This window comes from Streptomyces sp. NPDC093600 (genome assembly GCF_044764755.1).
Classification (GTDB): domain Bacteria; phylum Actinomycetota; class Actinomycetes; order Streptomycetales; family Streptomycetaceae; genus Streptomyces.
Window position 1 is genome coordinate 219,240 of record NZ_JBIWIU010000012.1, and the last position, 16,699, is coordinate 235,938.

The window sequence follows — 16,699 nt, forward strand, 5'->3', positions numbered from 1 at the left end:
GGGTTGTCAGGGGTGAACCGTAGGCTCGGCCCTGATGCCTGAAGAACCGACACCTTCCCAGGATTCCGCCGGCGGTCCCGTCGACCGCTCGGCCGTGCGCGCGCTGCTGCGCCTGTGGCCCTATGTGCGTCCGGTGCGGGGACGGTGGGCGGCGGCCGCCGTGGTCGCGGTCGTCGCCTCGTGCCTGTCCCTCGTCATTCCGCTCGTCCTGAAGTGGATGGTGGACGGGCCCGTCGCCGCGGGCGAGCCGGGCGGGGTGTGGCTCGGCGCGCTGTATCTGCTGCTGCTCGGCATCGCGGAGGCGCTGCTCTTCGGCTTCCGCCGCTGGCTGGTGGCGCGGCCGCTGGCCGGGGTCGAGGCGCGGATGCGGGCGGATCTGTACCGGCACCTCCAGCGGCTGCCGATCGCCTTCCACGACCGGTGGGCCTCGGGGCAGCTGCTGTCGCGCGGCACGACCGATCTGATGCTGGTACGGATGTTCCTCGCCTTCCCGTTGACCTTCCTGCTGGTCAACGGGGTGACGGTCCTGGCCGGTTACCTCCTGCTGCTCGCGCAGGACTGGACGCTGGGCCTGGTGCTGCTGACTCCGGTCGTGCCGCTGGTGATCCTCTGCTCCGTCTTCGAGACGAAGTACGCCGTGGTCGCCCGGCGGGCGCAGGACCAGGTCGGTGATCTGACCACGGTGGTGGAGGAGAGCGTCCTCGGCATCCGTGTGGTCAAGGGCTTCGGCCGCCATCGCAGCCAGGCCCTCGCCTTCCGCGAGCTGGCCGGACGGCTGCGCTCGACCGAGCTGGTGAAGGCGCGGCTGCTGGCCGGGATCTGGGCGCTCATCACGATCCTTCCGGAGCTGGCCATCGGCGCGGCGCTCGTCCTCGGCACGGTCCAGGTCGCCGACGGCGAGCTGTCGGCCGGCACGCTGGTCGCCTTCCTGTCGACGGCGCTCGCGCTGCGCTGGCCGGTGGAGTCGATCGGCTTCCTCCTCGCGATGAGCCAGGAGGCGGCGACCGCGACCGAGCGGTACTTCGAGGTGATGGACGAACCGGAGGAGTCCGCGGGGCCGGGTCCGGAGCGGCGGCCCGCGGGGGTACGGGAGGAGGCGCCGGACGACGTACGGGACGGGGTGCGGTTCGAGGGCGTCTCGTTCCGCTACCCGGACGCGCCCGACGACGCCCCGCCCGTGCTCGACGGGATCGATCTGCACATCCGGCCCGGCGAGACGCTGGCCCTGGTCGGCGGGACGGGGTCCGGCAAGACGACGCTCACCGCCCTCGTACCGCGGCTGCACGAGGTGACCGCCGGGCGGATCCTGCTCGACGGCGAGGACATCACGCTGATGGAGCGCGAGCGGCTGCGCGCACTGGTGTCGGTGGCGTTCGAGGAACCGACGCTCTTCTCGGCGAGCGTCGGCGAGAACGTCCTGATGGGCGCGGTGGCGGGGGCCGGTGAGCCGGAGCTGCGGCGCGCGCTCGAGGTCGCCCAGGCCGACGGCTTCGTCGCGGTGCTCCCCGAGGGGTCCGGCACACAGGTCGGCGAGCAGGGGCTGAGCCTCTCCGGCGGTCAGCGCCAGCGCCTGGCCCTGGCGCGGGCGGTGGTCGGGCGGCCGCGCTTCCTGGTCCTCGACGACCCGCTGTCTGCGCTGGACGTCCATACGGAGGCGCTGGTGGAAGCGGCTCTGCGGGACGTGCTGCGCGGGACGACCGCGCTGGTCGTGGCGCACCGCCCGTCGACCGTCCAGCTCGCGGACCGGGTCGCGCTGCTGTCCGGGGGCCGGATCGCCGCCGTGGGCACCCACCACGAACTGCTGCGCGGCAACGCCGAGTACGCCTGGCTGATGTCCGGCGAGGAGGACGAGGAGGACGAGGCGCGATGACGGACGCGAAGCCGAGCACGGCGAAGGCGGGGCCGGGCGGGACGGAACCGGCCGGGACGGCGGGGCCGGGAAGGACGGGGCAGCCGGGTGGCGGCGACCCGTTCGACCGGGACGATCTGCCCGCGGCCCCCGGGGCGACCCGGGCCCTGCTGCGGTCGCTGCTCTCCGCCCACCGGGTGCGCGTCGGTGTCGCCGCGTGCGTGCTGCTCCTCCAGCAGGCCGCCGTGCAGGCCGGTCCGCTGCTCGTCGCGTACGCCATCGACAGCGGCGTCCCGGCCTTCCGGCGGGGGGACCACGGGCCGCTCGTCGCCGTCGCCCTCGGCTACCTCCTCTGCGCGGCCGGCGCCGGGCTCCTCCAGTACGCCTTCGTCCGCGGCGCCGCCCGGGTCAACCAGGACGTACTGCTCGACCTGCGCGGCCGGATCTTCCGCCACGCCCAGCTGCTGAGCCTGGACTTCCACGAGCGCTACACCTCCGGCCGGCTGATCTCCCGCTCCACCACCGACGTGGAGTCGCTGCGCGAGCTGCTCGCCGAGGGGCTTCAGGAGCTGATCGGCGTCGTCCTCGCCTTCGTCTCCATCTCGGTGGTGCTGCTCTGGCTGGACCTGGGCATCGGGGCGGTGGCCGTCGCCTCCTTCGTACCGCTGTATCTGCTGGTGCGGCTGTACCGGCGGCGCGCCGACCGGGTCTTCGCCGAGCGGTCCACGGCGATCGCGGGCGTGATCGTGAAGTTCGCGGAGACGATGAACGGGATCCGGCCGGTGCGGGCGTTCCGCAGGGAGCCGGCCAACGACAGCGAGTTCGCGGCGCTCAACCACCGGCACGAGCGCAGCAACGGCGACGCGCTCCTGGAGATGGCCCGTTACGTCGTCGGCTCCCGGCTCGTCGCCAACACGGCGGTGGCCGGAATGTGTCTGTGGGGCGCGTACCGGGTCGCCGACGGGACGCTGGCGCTGGGGGTGCTCGCGGCGGCGGTGCTGTACATGCGGCGGCTGTACGACCCGATCGACCGGCTGGGCATGTTCCTCAACTCCTACCAGTCGGCGGCCGCCTCGCTCGGCAAGATCGCGGGGCTGCTGGCGCAGGAGCCGGGCGTGCCGGAGGCCGTCTCGCCGCGCGCGCTGCCGGCCGCCCGGCCGGGGATCCCGGGGCGGGAGGTGGTCTTCGAGGGGGTCCGGTTCGCGTACCGGACCGGGGGCGAGGTGCTGCCCCGCTTCGACCTGACGATCCCGGCGGGGCAGACGGTCGCGGTCGTCGGCTCGACGGGCGCGGGCAAGTCGACGCTCGCCAAGCTCCTCGCCCGCTTCTACGACCCGACGGAGGGGCGGGTGCTGCTCGACGGGGTCGATCTGCGCGAGCTGGCGACGCCCGAACTGCGGCGCGGTGTGGTGATGGTGACGCAGGAGGCGTTCCTCTTCTCGGGGACGGTCGCGGAGAACATCGCGATCGGGCGGCCGGACGCGACCCGTGAGGAGATCGAGCACGCCGCGAAGGCGATCGGCGCGCACGACTTCATCGCCGGGCTTCCGGACGGGTACGACACGGACGTACGCAAGCGGGGCGGGCGGATCTCGGCGGGTCAGCGGCAACTGGTGGCGTTCGCCCGGGCGTTGCTCGCGGACCCGGCGGTGCTGATCCTGGACGAGGCGACCAGTTCGCTGGACGTGCCGGGCGAGCGGGCGGTGCAGCGGGCGATGGACACGGTGCTCGCGGGGCGCACGGCCGTGGTGATCGCGCACCGGCTGTCGACGGTGGGGATCGCGGACCGGGTCCTGGTGATGGAGGCGGGGCGGGTGGTCGAGGACGGCACGCCCGCGGCGCTCGTGGACGGCGAGGGCCGTTTCGCGACCCTCCACCGGGCGTGGCGCGACAGCCTGGTGGGCTGACGGGGCCGGGTCCCTCGGTCCCGTACCGGACGGCGAAACGTCCGCTGAACGAACACGGCCTTTCGGGCAGCGGACGATTTCCGGCCAACTTCTTGACGCGCTCCTGACACGGGTCGTTCATGACTGTCACTCTCTCCCCGGCTCTTCGCATCACTGTTCGCGCATCAAAGCTCTGTTTGCACTGCCCGTTCGACCCCCCACGTCGACCGGTACCCCCCTCGCAAAGGAGTCCGCGTGAGATCCACGCCAAGCCGTCGCGCCACCGCCACCGGCGCGCTGATCGCCGCCGCCGCCATGCTCGCCGTGGGCGTGCAGACCGGTGCCGCCACCGCCGACGAGGGCCGGGCCCTCGCCCCCAAAGCCCAGTCGGGCAGCCAGGCCGACCCGGGCAAGCTACCGGCCGACCTCTCCCCCGCCCAGCGCACCGCGCTCATCCGCGCGGCCGACGCGGACAAGGCGGCGACCGCCAAGACCCTCGGCCTCGGCCCGCAGGAGAAGCTGGTCGTCCGTGACGTCGTCCAGGACCGCGACGGCACGACCCACACGCGCTACGAGCGCACCTACGCCGGGCTCCCCGTCCTCGGTGGCGACCTGATCGTCGCCGAGAGCAAGGCCGGCCGGACGCAGGGCGTCACCAAGGCGTCCCGTGCGGAGCTGAAGCACATCGATGTGAACGCCATGAGCGTCGCCCCGGCCGCCGCCGAGAAGCAGGCGCTGGCGGAGGCGAGGGCGGAGGGCGCGGACAAGGCCACCACCGAGCACGCCCCGCGCAAGGTCGTCTGGATGGCGCAGGGCTCGCCCGTCCTGGCGTACGAGACGGTCGTCGGCGGCCTCCAGCACGACGGCACCCCGAACGAGCTGCACGTCGTCACCGACGCGACCACCGGCGAGAAGCTGTACGAGTGGCAGGCCGTCCACAACGGCACGGGCAACACCCAGTACGCCGGCCAGGTCACCCTCGGCACCAGCGGCAGCGGCCCGTACACGCTGACCGACGCCGCCCGAGGCAACCACCGGACGTACAACCTCAACCGCGGCACCTCCGGCACCGGAACGCTCTTCTCCGGATCCGACGACGTGTGGGGCGACGGCACCCCGCAGAACCTGGAGACCGCGGGCGCCGACGCCCACTACGGCGCCGCGCTCACCTGGGACTACTACAAGAACGTGCACGGCCGCAACGGCATCCGCGGCGACGGCGTCGCGCCGTACTCCCGGGTCCACTACGGCAACGCGTACGTCAACGCCTTCTGGCAGGACTCCTGCTTCTGCATGACGTACGGCGACGGCGCGAACAACGCCAAGCCGCTGACCTCCATCGACGTGGCCGCGCACGAGATGACGCACGGCCTCACCTCCAACACCGCGCGCCTGGTCTACAGCGGCGAGTCCGGCGGCCTGAACGAGGCCACCTCCGACATCTTCGCGGCGGCCGTCGAGTTCCACGCCAACAACGCCCAGGACAAGGGCGACTACCTCGTCGGCGAGAAGATCGACATCCGGGGCAACGGCACGCCGCTGCGCTACATGGACAAGCCGAGCAAGGACGGCTCGTCCAAGGACGCGTGGTACTCCGGCATCGGCTCGATCGACGTCCACTACTCCTCGGGCCCGGCCAACCACTGGTACTACCTGCTCTCCGAGGGCAGCGGCGCCAAGACCATCAACGGCGTGAGCTACGACTCGCCGACCTCCGACGGCCTGCCCGTCACCGGCATCGGCCGGGACAAGGCCTCGCTGATCTGGTTCAAGGCGCTCACCACCAAGTTCAGCTCGAACACCAACTACGCCGGTGCCCGCACCGGTACGGTCGCGGTGGCCACCGAGCTGTACGGCGCGGGCAGCGCCGAGGTCAAGGCGGTCGAGCACGCCTGGGCCGGCGTCAACGTGGGCTCCCGTCCCGGCGGCGGCGACCCCGGCACCGGCAAGACCTTCGAGAACACCGCCGACGTGTCCATCCCGGACAACGGCGCCGCGGTGACCTCCACGGTCGACGTCACCGGTGTCACCGGCAACGCGCCCTCCACCCTCAAGGTGGACGTGAACATCGTCCACACCTGGCGCGGTGACCTCGTCGTCGACCTCGTCGCCCCGGACGGCTCGGTCTACAACCTCAAGCCGTACTCGTCCTCCGACTCGGCCGACAACGTGATCGCCACCTACACCGTCAACGCCTCCAGCGAGGTCGCCAACGGCGCCTGGAAACTCCGCGTCCAGGACAGGGCCGCCCAGGACACCGGCTACATCAACAGCTTCAAGCTGACGTTCCCGTAGGCAGCACGGCACGGCACGGCACCGCACGTCGACCGCCCGGAGGGTTCGTTCCCTCCGGGCGGTCGCGCGTACCGGCGCGTCAGCGCAGCAGCAGCCCCGCTCCCTCCGCCACCGCGTCCGCCGGCCAGGTCACCAGACCCGGCTCCGCCGCCGAGGCGAGCCTCGGGTGGGACGGCAGGACGCGGACCGTGCAGCCGAAGGGGCCGGTGCGGTCGAGAACGAGGGAGCCCTCGTAGATCCGCCGGCCCTCCAGGTCGGGGGTGCCGGCCGCGGGCTTCAGAGCGCACACCCGGGGGTCGGCGAGGGTGTCGTCGGGGGTGACGCGGCCGGTGACCGCCTGGACCTCCACGTCGTCGGGACCCAGTTCGCCGAGCGACACCCCCACCCGTACCGCGAGCGTCGCGCCGAGCTCGGCGTCGCCGAGGTCCTCGCCGAGCTCGCCGACCTCCACGTGGTGGACGGCGACCTTCGGCCAGGCGGCCCGCACCCGGGCCTTCCACTGGGCCAGTTCCCGGGCCGCGCCGTCGTCGAGCGCGCGGTGCGCCGCCGCGGCGGGGGCGTACAGCCGCTCCACGTACTCGCGGACCATGCGGTCGGCGAGCACCTTCGGCCCGAGGTCGCCCAGCGTCCTGCGGACCATCGCGGTCCAGCGGGTCGGCACCCCGTCCGGGCCGCGGTCGTAGAAGCGCGGCGCGACCCGCCGCTCGACGAGTTCGTAGAGCGCGGCCGCCTCCAGGTCGTCGCGGCGCTCCTCGTCGGCCGCCGCCGCGCCGTCCGCGGTCGGGATGGCCCACCCGAAGTCGGGCTCGAACCACTCGTCCCACCAGCCGTCCAGGACGGAGAGGTTGAGGCAGCCGTTGAGAGCCGCCTTCATCCCACTGGTCCCGCACGCCTCCAGCGGCCGCAGCGGGTTGTTGAGCCAGACGTCGCAGCCGGGGTAGAGCTTGCGGGCCATGGCCATGCCGTAGTCGGGCAGGAACACGATCCGGTGCCGCACCCGGGGGTCGTCCGCGAACCGCACGAGCTCCTGCACGAGCCGCTTCCCGCCGTCGTCGGCGGGGTGCGCCTTGCCGGCCACGACGAGCTGGACCGGGCGTTCGGGGTGGAGCAGCAGGGCCCGCAGCCGGTCCGGGTCGCGCAGCATCAGCGTGAGCCGCTTGTACGAGGGGACCCGCCGGGCGAACCCGATGGTGAGGACGTCGGGGTCGAGGACGGAGTCGGTCCAGCCGAGTTCGGCGGCTCCGGCGCCGCGCTGCCGCCAGGACGCCCGCAGCCGTTCCCGTACCTCCGTGACCAGCTGTTCGCGCAGGGTGCGGCGGAGCTCCCACAGTTCGCGGTCGTCGGCGTCGGGGCGCAGCCGTCCGAGCTCGGGCGCGGTCCAGGTCGGCGCGTGGACGCCGTTGGTGATGGAGCCGATCGGTACTTCGTCGGGGTCGAAGCCGGGCCAGAGGCCGGCGAACATCTGGCGGCTGACGCCTCCGTGGAGGGTGGAGACGCCGTTGGCCCGCTGGGCCAGGCGGAGCCCCATGGCGGCCATGTTGAAGAGTCCGGGTTCGCCGCCGAGCGGAATCTCGTCGCCGAGGGCGAGGATCCGGCCCACGTCGAGCCCTGGCAGCGCGCCGTCGTCGCCGAGGTGGCGGGCGACGAGACCGCGGTCGAAGCGGTCGATGCCGGCCGGGACGGGCGTGTGGGTGGTGAAGACGGTCCCGGCGCGGACGGCCTCCAGGGCGGCTTCGAAGCCGACGCCCCGGCCCGCCAGTTCGCGGATGCGTTCGAGGCCGAGGAAGCCGGCGTGGCCCTCGTTGGTGTGGAAGACCTCGGGCGCCGGGGTGCCGGTGAGCCGGCAGTACGCGCGGACGGCGCGGACGCCGCCGATGCCGAGGAGCATCTCCTGGAGGAGCCGGTGCTCGCTGCCGCCGCCGTACAGGCGGTCGGTGACGTTCCGTTCGCCGGGGGCGTTCTCCTCGACGTCGGAGTCGAGCAGCAGCAGCGGGACCCGGCCGACCTGCGCGGTCCAGATGTGGGCGTGCAGGGTCCGGCCGCCGGGCAGGGCGAGGGTGACCGTGGCGGGGGTGCCGTCGGTGTCGCGGAGCAGGCAGAGCGGCAGCTCGCCCGGGTCGAGGACGGGGTAGTGCTCCAGCTGCCAGCCCTCGCGGGAGAGGGACTGGCGGAAGTAGCCGTGCCGGTAGAGCAGCCCGACGCCGATCAGCGGGACGCCGAGGTCGCTGGCGGCCTTGAGATGGTCGCCGGCGAGGATGCCCAGGCCGCCGGAGTACTGCGGCAGGGCGGCGGTGACGCCGAACTCGGGCGAGAAGTAGGCGATCGACTCGGGCAGCCCACCGTGCTGTTCCTGGTGCTCCTGGTACCAGCGGGGGGCGTGCAGATAGTGATCGAGATCCTCGGCGGCGGCCCGCAGCCTGGCCAGGAAGTCCTGGTCGGCGGCGAGCGCGGCGAGGCGGGCGGCGGAGACGGAGCCGAGCAGCCGGACGGGGTCGCCGTCGTCGGTGCGGCGGTCTGCCGCGGGCGCGGAGGCCACGGAGTTGAAGAGCTCACGGGTCGGCTCGTGCCAGGACCAGCGCAGGTTGCGCGCCAGGTCGGTGAGCGGTCGAAGGGTGTCGGGGAGGACGGGGCGCACGGTGAATCGACGGATTGCCTTCACGTGTTCCACCTTCGCAGGGGAGAGCGGAGCGGGGCGGACGCACCACGCTGTGCGTCGCGCTGTGCCACCCACCGAAGGTAAGGCACCGCCGTCCGTCCGGGCCACGGCGCGCGGGGGTGGTGCCGTGGCCCGGAGGGGCGTCAGCGCGGCGCGCTGACGGGGAGTGCGGGGACGGCCGGGGCCGGCGGACGGCGTGTCGCGTACGGGGTGTCCCGGTTGGCGGAGGCCGGGTCGAAGGCGCCGGTGGCGGCGTAGCGGGCGGCGATGGCGGCGAGTTCCGACGCGGGGATCACCCGGTGGATGTCGGTGAAGCCGTCCGGTGCCCGCTGGTGTGCCAGGTCGATGACGACCTCGGGCCCGAGCCGGCGGTTGGCCCGCTGCAGGGCCGTCATGGCGGGTCTGCGGTCCTCCTCGTACGCGGCGAGGCCGGCCTCCGGGTCGCGGTGGCGGGCCAGCGCGTGGGCGAGGGCGCGGGCGTCGACGATGGACTGGGTGGCTCCGTTGGAGCCGATCGGGTACATCGCGTGGGCCGCGTCGCCGACGAGGGTGGTGCGGCCGCGGGTCCAGCGGGTGAGGGGCTCGCGGTCGACCATGGGGTACTCGTGGGCCGCCTCGGCGGCCTCGACGACGCCGGGGACGCTGACGCCGTCGAACTCCCACCCCTCGAAGTGGTGCAGGAACGTCTCCACGGGGACGGCGCGGTTCCAGTCGCCCCGGTACTCCTCGCGCCCCCGCTCCTCGATCCCGTCCCCGGCGGGCCGGGCGAGGGCCCAGTTGACCAGGACCGTGCCGTCCGCCTCCGAGGGCCGGCTCATGGGGTAGACGACGGCCTTCTGCCGGTCGTCCCCGGCGATGAGCATGAAGCCGCCGATGGCGCGGGCCGGTATCCGGGAGACGCCCCGCCAGACCAGCATCCCGTTCCAGGGCGGACTGCCCTCGCCGGGGTTGAGCGAGGCCCGGACCGCCGAGCGGATGCCGTCGGCGCCGATCAGCACGTCCGGTTCGAGGGAGGCCCGGCCCCGGACGGCGCCGTCGCGGTGCTCCAGCTGGATGCGGGGGCGGCCGTCGGGCAGCGTCTCGGCGTGGGTGACGCGGACGCCGCCGATGAGGGCGGCCGGTCCGAGCCGTTCCCGTACGGCGTCGGCCAGGACCTGTTGGAGGTGGGCCCGGTGGATGGAGAGCTGGGGCCAGCGGTAGCCGGCGCCGAGCCCGCGCGGCTCCCGGGATATCAGGCCGCCGGAGCGGTGGTAGTAGCGCAGTTCGCGGGTGCGCAGGGCGCCGGCCTCCAGGCGGCCGAGGAGGCCGAGCGCGTCGAGTTCGCGGACGGCGTTGGGCATGAGGTTGAGTCCGGCGCCGACCGGACGGTTGGTTCTGGCCGCCTCGACGACGGTGACGCGGTCGAAGCCCGCGGCGTGCAGCGCGAGTGCGGCCGTGAGGCCGGCGACGCCGCCGCCGGCGACGACGACATGGGACGTGGGGGTCATCGGATGCTCCCTCACGCCGCCGACCTCCGAGACCCGGCTACCGGACGGCCGCCCGTCGTCCGGCGCACCATGGTCTCGTTGTCCCTGGTCAGGTCGAGTATCGAGCGCAGCAGGGCGATGGGTGCCCCGCCGCTGCCCTCCTCGTACAGCCGCAGGTCGTCGCGGTAGGCCTTGCGGGCGATGCCGATGTGGCGGGCCCGGAAGGTCTTGAGGATCTTGAGCACCCGGGCGAGGGCCCGGGCGGACGCCTCCAGTTGCGGAGGCAGCCGGTCGGCGCTCTCCCAGCTGATCGCGGCCGACAGCTTGCTGACGGCGGAGACGCCGCCGATGTGCCGGGCGTGGAAGTCCCGCCAGGACGGCAGGCTGTACTGGACCGACTCGGCGAGGAAGGCGTCGTAGTCGGGGTGGGAGCGGTCGCACTGCCAGAGCGTCAGATCGACGAGCCAGAGAGGGACCTGTGCGGCGGCCGGGCCGAGGTAGTCGCGCCCGGCGACCTCGATCTCCTCGAAGTAGGGGCGCAGGGTGAGCGCGAAGTACTCCGGGGTGACGTGGGCGACGGTGAAGTCGATGGAGTCGACCATCGACTGGACGTGGTGGGCGGTGCGGTCGAGGGCGACCGCGAAGCCGGGGTCGTACGGTTCGAGCCGGGCGATCCGCGCACAGGTGTCGAGCGCGGCGACCAGGCCGGGGAACGCCATCCGGACGGCCTCCTGGAGGTGCCCCTCCATCGGGTGGCCGGTGTACATCCGCTGGCGCGGGCCGAGCGGGTTCCAGGTCGTGTAGTGGTGGACGGTGTCCCGGGGCACCATGTCGGTGCGGCGGCCCAGGAGTTCGAGGACGGGCAGGACCTCGGGGACGGCGGCGACCGGTTGGACGCCGTGACGTTTCAGCGAGCCGAGCAGGATGCCGAGGTCGCGCATGGCCGCCAGGGCGGCCTCCACGCTCCACTCGGCGGCCCGGTCCGGGTCCGGGACGAGCGTGCGCAGGGCCACGACGAGCGCCGGGATGTCGGCGTCGGCGTTCATCGCGGGCAGTGCGGCGAGCAGGGCGTCGGCGCCGAGCGGATCGGCGGCGCGTATGTCGGCGATGCGGTAGCGGGGATCGCCGCGTTCGTCGAGACCGGGCGCGACAAGGTCGTACAGGGTCAAGGGAAAGGCCCCTCTTCGTTGGGCTCGGTTCGCCTCCGGGGCGCTGGGTGCGACTGTCGACGGTCGAACGTGACCGGCCCCTCGTTCCTCGGGACCCGTGCGCGTTCTCCCTCGCTACAGCCGCGCGCCCCTTCGGCTCACCGGCCGAGGTCAGATGTGGTCACCCACGTGGTCACCGTGGGTATGCTCGGCCGCCCGGTCCCGGCGCGGTGGCGTCGTGGCGGGGGCGGGCAGGCGCAGGCGCAGGCGTACCGAGAGCAGCGCCGCGACGGCGGCGAAGGCCGCGGCGACGAGGAGCGCGGCTCTGAAGCCGGTGGTCTGAGCCGCTGCTGTGGCAGCGTCGGTACGGGTGGTGGCGATGGCCACCAGAACGGCGAGCCCGAGCACCGAGCCGAACTGCTGGCTGGTGTTGACGAGTCCGGATGCCAGCCCGGTCTCCTCGGGTGCCGCCTCGGCCGTGGCGGCCACATTGGTGGTGACCATGACCAGCGGCAGGGCGAGGCCCAGCAGCAGGCTGGGCGCGAGGACTGTGGTGAAGAAGGTGCCGTCGGCGGTGAGCGCGAGCGCCAGCCACAGGGTGCCGGCGCTCAGCAGCGCGAAGCCGAGGGTCGTGGTCCGGGTCAGCCCCAGCCGGAAGATGATCCGGCCGGTCTGCGGGGCGACCGCGACGACGACGAGCGAGAGCGGGAGCAGCCCGAGGCCGCCGCCGAGCGGGGAGTGTCCGAGCACGCTCTGCAGATAGAGGCTGACCAGGAAGAACATGGGGAACAGCGCCATCTGGGCGAGGGCGCTGAGGGCGTTGGCCAGCCGCAGGGCGGGGCGGGCGAGGACGGCGGGCGGTACGAGGGGGACGGCGGCCCGGGTCTCGATGACCGCGAAGGCGGCGAGGAGGGCGAGGCCGGCGCCGCCCGCGCCGAGGGTCCGGGCGGAGAGCCACCCCGACTCGCCGCCGCCGACGAGCGCGTACGCGACGAGGCCGAGGCCGCCGGTGGCGGTGAGGGCCCCGGCGAGGTCGAAGCGCCCGCCGGTGGACCGCCGCGGGCGGGCCGGGGCCCGGGGAAGGGTGGAGCGGGCCGAGACGGCGAGCACGGCGGCGGCGGCGACGTTGAGCCAGAAGGTGGAGCGCCAGCCGAGGAGGTCGGTGAGGACCCCGCCGAGGACGGTCCCCAGGACTCCGCCGAGGCCGCCCATCGCGGCGAAGGCGCCGAGCGCCTTGTGCCGGGCGGGTCCGTCGGGGAAGAGGGCGAGCAGCAGCGCGAACGCGGCGGCCGCGGCGAGGGCGGCGCCGACGCCCTGCGTGGCACGGGCGGCGACGAGGACGCCCGCGTTCGGGGCGAGCGCGCCGGCGGCCGAGGCCGCGGCGAGGACGGCGAGTCCGGCGAGGAAGACCCGGCGGTGGCCGAGGAGATCGGCGGTGCGCCCGCCGAGCAGCAGCAGTCCGCCGAAGGTGATGAGGTAGGCGTTGGCCACCCAGGAGAGCCCGGCGGAGCCAGACCCGAGGTCCTCGCCGACCGAGGGCAGCGCGACGTTGACGATCGCGGTGTCCAGGATCAGCAGCAGCTGCGTGGAGGCGAGCAGGGCGAGCGCGCCGCGCACGCTGGGCACTCGGCCGGCACTCACCGGCCGGTCCCGGCGGTCGCGCCGGTGGCCGCCGGCCCCGTGGTCGTCCCGAGGTCGTAGCCGTCCAGGCAGGACTGGGCGAGGTTCGCGCAGTCGTCGGCGGCGCCCGCCCAGTTCTGCATCGTCAGATAGACGTGCGGGGCGCCCTGGTAGAAGCGCTCGTACTGCTCGTGGCGGCCGGCGAACTCGGAGCCGAGGGCGTCCCAGGCGAGTTTGAGCAGCTTGAGCCGGTCCTCCGCCGGGTGGCCGGGGGTGCGGAAGTACTGCCGGACCAGCGGCCCCAGTTCGGGGTGGAGCAGGTCCCGGCCGCTCGCCGGTGTCTGGATGATCGCGCCGCCCGCGAGGAGCTTGACGTCCTGGACGGCCCGGGGGTACAGCTCGCCGGCCATGATGCGCTGGGCGAAGGAGATCTCCTGGCCGGGCCGCACCCCGCCCCGGCCCTCGTCGACCGGCTCCCAGGACGCCTCCGCGGCCAGGACGAACGCCTTGGCCTGGGCGACCATGCCGAGCAGCCGCCCGACGGCCTGGACGACGGGCGGCAGCTTCTCCGTGCCGTTCGAGCGGGTGATGAGGATCGCGAGTCCGGTGAGGAACTCCAGTTTGGTCCAGAACCGGGTGGCCGACTGGTGGACGAAGTTGAGGTAGGCCGGGGTCTGCCACCACATCGCGGCGGTCGCGTCCACGTCCCGGTAGGTCAGCACCCGGTCCCACGGTACGAACACGTCGTCGCAGACGAGCAGCGCGTCGTTCTCGTCGTACCGCGAGGAGAGCGGGTGGTCGAAGACGGACCGGGCCCGTTCCTCGTAGGAGGTGCGGGAGATGAGTCTGAGGCCGGGGGTGTCGACCCGTACGGAGAAGGTCAGCGCGCGCTCGGTGTCCTCGGGGGCGAGCGGCTCTATGGTGCCGACGAGGATCTCGTCGGCGAACACCGCCCCGGTGCCGATGGTCTTGGCGCCGCGCACCACGATGCCGTCGGCGCGTTCCTCGACGACCCGGACCGTCAGGTCGTCCTCGCCGCGCCCGGAGGCGGGGTTGGTGATGGTGAAGGCGGAGTAGAGCCCTCCCTCGGCGAGCCGCCGGTGGTAGGCGAGGGCGTTGTCGGCGCCGTCGTGGCGGTCGGTGGTGAAGACCTGGGGGGCGGCGGCGAACCCGGCCGCGCCGGAGGCCATGTAGTCGGGGGTACGGCCCAGGAAGCCGTAGCTCGCCTCGGCCCACACCTTGTACGCGTGGCGGCGCGCGACCAGGTCCTCGTAGGAGCGGGGCACGGCGTAGGCGCGGTGCACTCCGCCCTTGACGAGGACCGGTGTGTGCGGGGAGTCGTGGGCGAGGTCGAAGAGACCGGCGAAGGAGGCCGCGGTGGCCCGGAACGCGGGGTGCGTGGTGACGTCCTTGACCCGCTCTCCGTCCAGCCAGATCTCGCGCCCGTCGCGCAGCGCCTCCAGATACTCCTGCCCGGACCTCGTCACCGCTTATCGCCTCTCCTCGTGTGTTACCGGCCGTCTGGCCGTGACCGAGCCTGTACGGTGCGTGGCGCCGGGGCAATGAACGTCCGTCCAGCGGTCCTTAAGAACCGGCCAGTCTGCTTCCGTTCATGTCCGGTTTTGCCCAGATCCCGAGGTCAGGCAGCGTTGTCGTAGCCGGAGCGGTACTCCCCCGGCGTCATGCCGAACCATTTGCGGAAGGCGAGATGGAAGCCGACCGCGCTCTGGTAGCCGACCCGGGAGGGGACGGCGGACTGCGGGATGGAGGTCTCGGTGAGCAGCCGGGCCGCCTCCTGCATCCGGCGCCCGGTGAGGTGGCGGGCGGGCGCCTCGCCGACGAGTTCGCGGAAGGCGGCGGTGAACGCCGAGCGGGACATGCCGACCTCCCGGGCGAGGGACTCGATGGTCCAGGGTTCGGCGAACCGGGTGGCGATCATGACCAGGGCCCGGCTGATGCCCGGGTGGCGGAGCACCGGCAGCGCGTCGGGGGTGTCGGTGAGCTCGCGCAGCAGCGGACGCAGGGCGAGCACCAGGGCCATCTCGAAGGCGCGCAGCGTGATGAGCCGGTCGCCGGGTCCGATCGGCCGGCCGGGGTCGGCGAGCAGCCGCAGGGTGTCGCGGAGCAGCGGCTCACGGCCGACCTGGGCGCCGTCGAGGACGAGCGCCCAGGGCAGCGACTTGTAGAGGCCCGTGGCGGCGCTGGCGTCGTAGTGGAGTCCGGCGCACAGCAGTCGGCTCTCGGTGCCGGTGCCCTCGATGACGATCTCGCCGGAGGTGCCGGGCTGGCGCTCGGGCAGCACGGCCTTGAGCGGCACGCCCTGCCGGTCGGGCCGGTCGGAGAGCCGGTGGGCGGTGCCGGTGGGGAAGACGATCAGGTCCCCGGCGTGCAGCTCCATGGGGGTCTGGCCCTCGCCGGTGATCCAGCAGCCTCCCTCGACGAGGTAGTGGAGCACGGCACAGCTCTGCTCCGCGTCGCCCTCGATGGCCCAGGGTGCGCGGACGTGCCAGCGGCTGTCGAAGACGCCGGTGAGGCGGAGCGGTTTCAGCAGTTCGCTCAGGAGGTCCTCGCGCTGGTCGTCGAGGTCCTCCCCACGCCGGTCGTCACAGTCGGTTCCCACGCTGTCCATGGACGATCCTTCAACTTCCGCCCCGGATTGTTAATTGATCGGCCGAAGCCGCCGCCGCCAGCCTGAGGAAAGCCGTCACGGCAGCGGTCACAGCCTATCGAAGGGCCTCAACGACACATGTCCAGACAGATTCCGATGAGGGTGGCGGTCGTGGGAGCGACCGGTTTTCAGGGGGGCGCGGTGGCCCGCCTGCTGACCGAGCGGCACCACCGGGTCCGTACGCTCACCCGCCGCCCGGAGGGCGACCGCCCGCCCCTGCCGGGCGCCTGCTTCGTCGCGGGCGACCTGGGGAACGCCGACGACGTCCGGCGGCTGTTCGAGGGCGCGACCCACGCCTCGGTGGTGATGCCGCTGGTGTACGACACGGAGCGGGTGGCCCTGTACGCGCGGAACATCGCGCGGGCGGCCCTGGACACCGGGATCGTGCGTCTGGTCTACAACGCCAACACCCGTATCCCGCAGGGGCCGACCGCGGTGGCCGCATTCGAGACCCGGCGGATCACCGAGGAGGTCCTCCGGGACAGCGGCGTCCCGCTGGTGGTGGTGCGGCCGCCGGTGTACCTGGACAACCTCTTCTCGCCCTGGAACGGCCCGGCGTTGGTCAACGACGGCGTGCTGGCCTATCCGCTGCCGGCGTCCACGCCGACGGCGTGGATCTCGCACCGGGATCTGGCGGAGGCGGTGTACGCGGCGCTGACCGGCGACGGTCTGGACGGCCGCACGTTCGACATCGGCGGGTCGCACTCGCTGACCGGCGAGGACCTGGCGGAGGCGTTCGGCCGGGGTCTTGGCCGGACGGTGCGTTACCTGCCGCTGGCGCCGGACGTGTTCGAGCGCGGGCTCGCCCAGCTGCTCGGCCCGGAGGCGGCGGCCGGGGTGGCGGGCATCTACCACTACATGGCGACCGGCACCGATCCGCTGCTGATGGCCGCCGACGACGGGGTCTCCGCGGAGGTGCTCGCGGTCAGCCCGGCACCGGTGGAGGAGTGGGTGACGCGCCAGCCGTGGCAGGTGTGGTCCGCCGACACGGAGGAACAGCAGGCGTCCCCGCAGGGCTAGGTGTTCTGTCCCGGGAGGTTGTGGACGGGTGATGCAGGTCTCGGCTGAGGGATCTTGAATGGGTGAGGGCCTTCCGGGTTCGGTGTGGATT

10 protein-coding genes are annotated in these 16,699 nt (G+C 73.3%); 4 read left to right on the top strand and 6 right to left on the bottom strand.

From position 1 onward, the window contains the following. Positions 1-34 precede the first annotated feature (34 nt). The 3 genes from ACIRB4_RS26670 to ACIRB4_RS26680 all read left to right on the top strand — a co-directional run bounded on the left by ACIRB4_RS26670 (position 35) and on the right by ACIRB4_RS26680 (position 6,030). The gene (locus ACIRB4_RS26670) at positions 35-1,870 is read left to right on the top strand and encodes an ABC transporter ATP-binding protein (protein ID WP_403294705.1); all 1,836 of its coding nucleotides are present in this window, start codon (positions 35-37) and stop codon (positions 1,868-1,870) included. Next, on the top strand, positions 1,867-3,756 hold the full coding sequence (locus tag ACIRB4_RS26675) for an ABC transporter ATP-binding protein (RefSeq protein WP_403294706.1): 1,890 nt from the start codon (positions 1,867-1,869) through the stop codon (positions 3,754-3,756). Before ACIRB4_RS26670 ends, ACIRB4_RS26675 begins: the two co-directional genes overlap by 4 nt. A gap of 234 nt (positions 3,757-3,990) precedes the next feature. Next, entirely contained in the window at positions 3,991-6,030 is a 2,040-nt protein-coding gene (locus ACIRB4_RS26680) for a M4 family metallopeptidase (RefSeq protein ID WP_403294707.1), read from the top strand. A 79-nt stretch (positions 6,031-6,109) separates the two neighbouring features. Here ACIRB4_RS26680 and glgP read toward each other — a convergent pair whose 3' ends face one another. From glgP to ACIRB4_RS26710, 6 genes are all read right to left on the bottom strand, one after another. Then, positions 6,110-8,689, bottom strand: a complete 2,580-nt coding sequence (glgP, locus tag ACIRB4_RS26685) for an alpha-glucan family phosphorylase (protein ID WP_403294708.1) — start codon at positions 8,687-8,689, stop codon at positions 6,110-6,112. 140 nt (positions 8,690-8,829) lie between these two features. Beyond that, positions 8,830-10,173, bottom strand: coding sequence for an FAD-dependent monooxygenase (locus tag ACIRB4_RS26690; RefSeq protein WP_403294709.1), 1,344 nt, complete (start codon positions 10,171-10,173; stop codon positions 8,830-8,832). Positions 10,174-10,184: 11 nt separating this feature from the next. Continuing rightward, positions 10,185-11,321, bottom strand: a complete 1,137-nt coding sequence (locus ACIRB4_RS26695) for a monodechloroaminopyrrolnitrin synthase PrnB family protein (protein ID WP_403294710.1) — start codon at positions 11,319-11,321, stop codon at positions 10,185-10,187. Positions 11,322-11,471: 150 nt separating this feature from the next. Next, the gene (locus ACIRB4_RS26700; protein WP_403294711.1) at positions 11,472-12,941 is read right to left on the bottom strand and encodes an MFS transporter; all 1,470 of its coding nucleotides are present in this window, start codon (positions 12,939-12,941) and stop codon (positions 11,472-11,474) included. Continuing rightward, positions 12,938-14,407: a 4-hydroxyphenylacetate 3-hydroxylase family protein gene (locus ACIRB4_RS26705; RefSeq protein WP_403294712.1), complete on the bottom strand. Its 1,470-nt coding sequence runs from the start codon at positions 14,405-14,407 to the stop codon at positions 12,938-12,940. The genes ACIRB4_RS26700 and ACIRB4_RS26705 overlap by 4 nt, the downstream gene beginning before the upstream one ends. A gap of 152 nt (positions 14,408-14,559) precedes the next feature. Next, on the bottom strand, positions 14,560-15,549 hold the full coding sequence (locus tag ACIRB4_RS26710; RefSeq protein WP_403294713.1) for an AraC family transcriptional regulator: 990 nt from the start codon (positions 15,547-15,549) through the stop codon (positions 14,560-14,562). A 117-nt stretch (positions 15,550-15,666) separates the two neighbouring features. Here ACIRB4_RS26710 and ACIRB4_RS26715 point away from each other — a divergent pair, with 117 nt between their 5' ends. Next, a complete protein-coding gene (locus ACIRB4_RS26715; RefSeq protein ID WP_403294715.1) occupies positions 15,667-16,608 on the top strand; it encodes an SDR family oxidoreductase in 942 nt (313 codons plus the stop codon). Positions 16,609-16,699 lie beyond the last annotated feature (91 nt).

Excerpts from the sequence above, each read along its gene's own strand:
- ACIRB4_RS26710 (WP_403294713.1), bottom strand. The coding sequence starts at position 15,549 with ATGGACAGCGTGGGAACCGACTGTGACGACCGGCGTGGGGAGGACCTC.
- ACIRB4_RS26670 (WP_403294705.1), top strand. The coding sequence starts at position 35 with ATGCCTGAAGAACCGACACCTTCCCAGGATTCCGCCGGCGGTCCCGTC.
- ACIRB4_RS26715 (WP_403294715.1), top strand. The coding sequence starts at position 15,667 with ATGTCCAGACAGATTCCGATGAGGGTGGCGGTCGTGGGAGCGACCGGT.
- ACIRB4_RS26675 (WP_403294706.1), top strand. The coding sequence starts at position 1,867 with ATGACGGACGCGAAGCCGAGCACGGCGAAGGCGGGGCCGGGCGGGACG.
- ACIRB4_RS26690 (WP_403294709.1), bottom strand. The coding sequence starts at position 10,173 with ATGACCCCCACGTCCCATGTCGTCGTCGCCGGCGGCGGCGTCGCCGGC.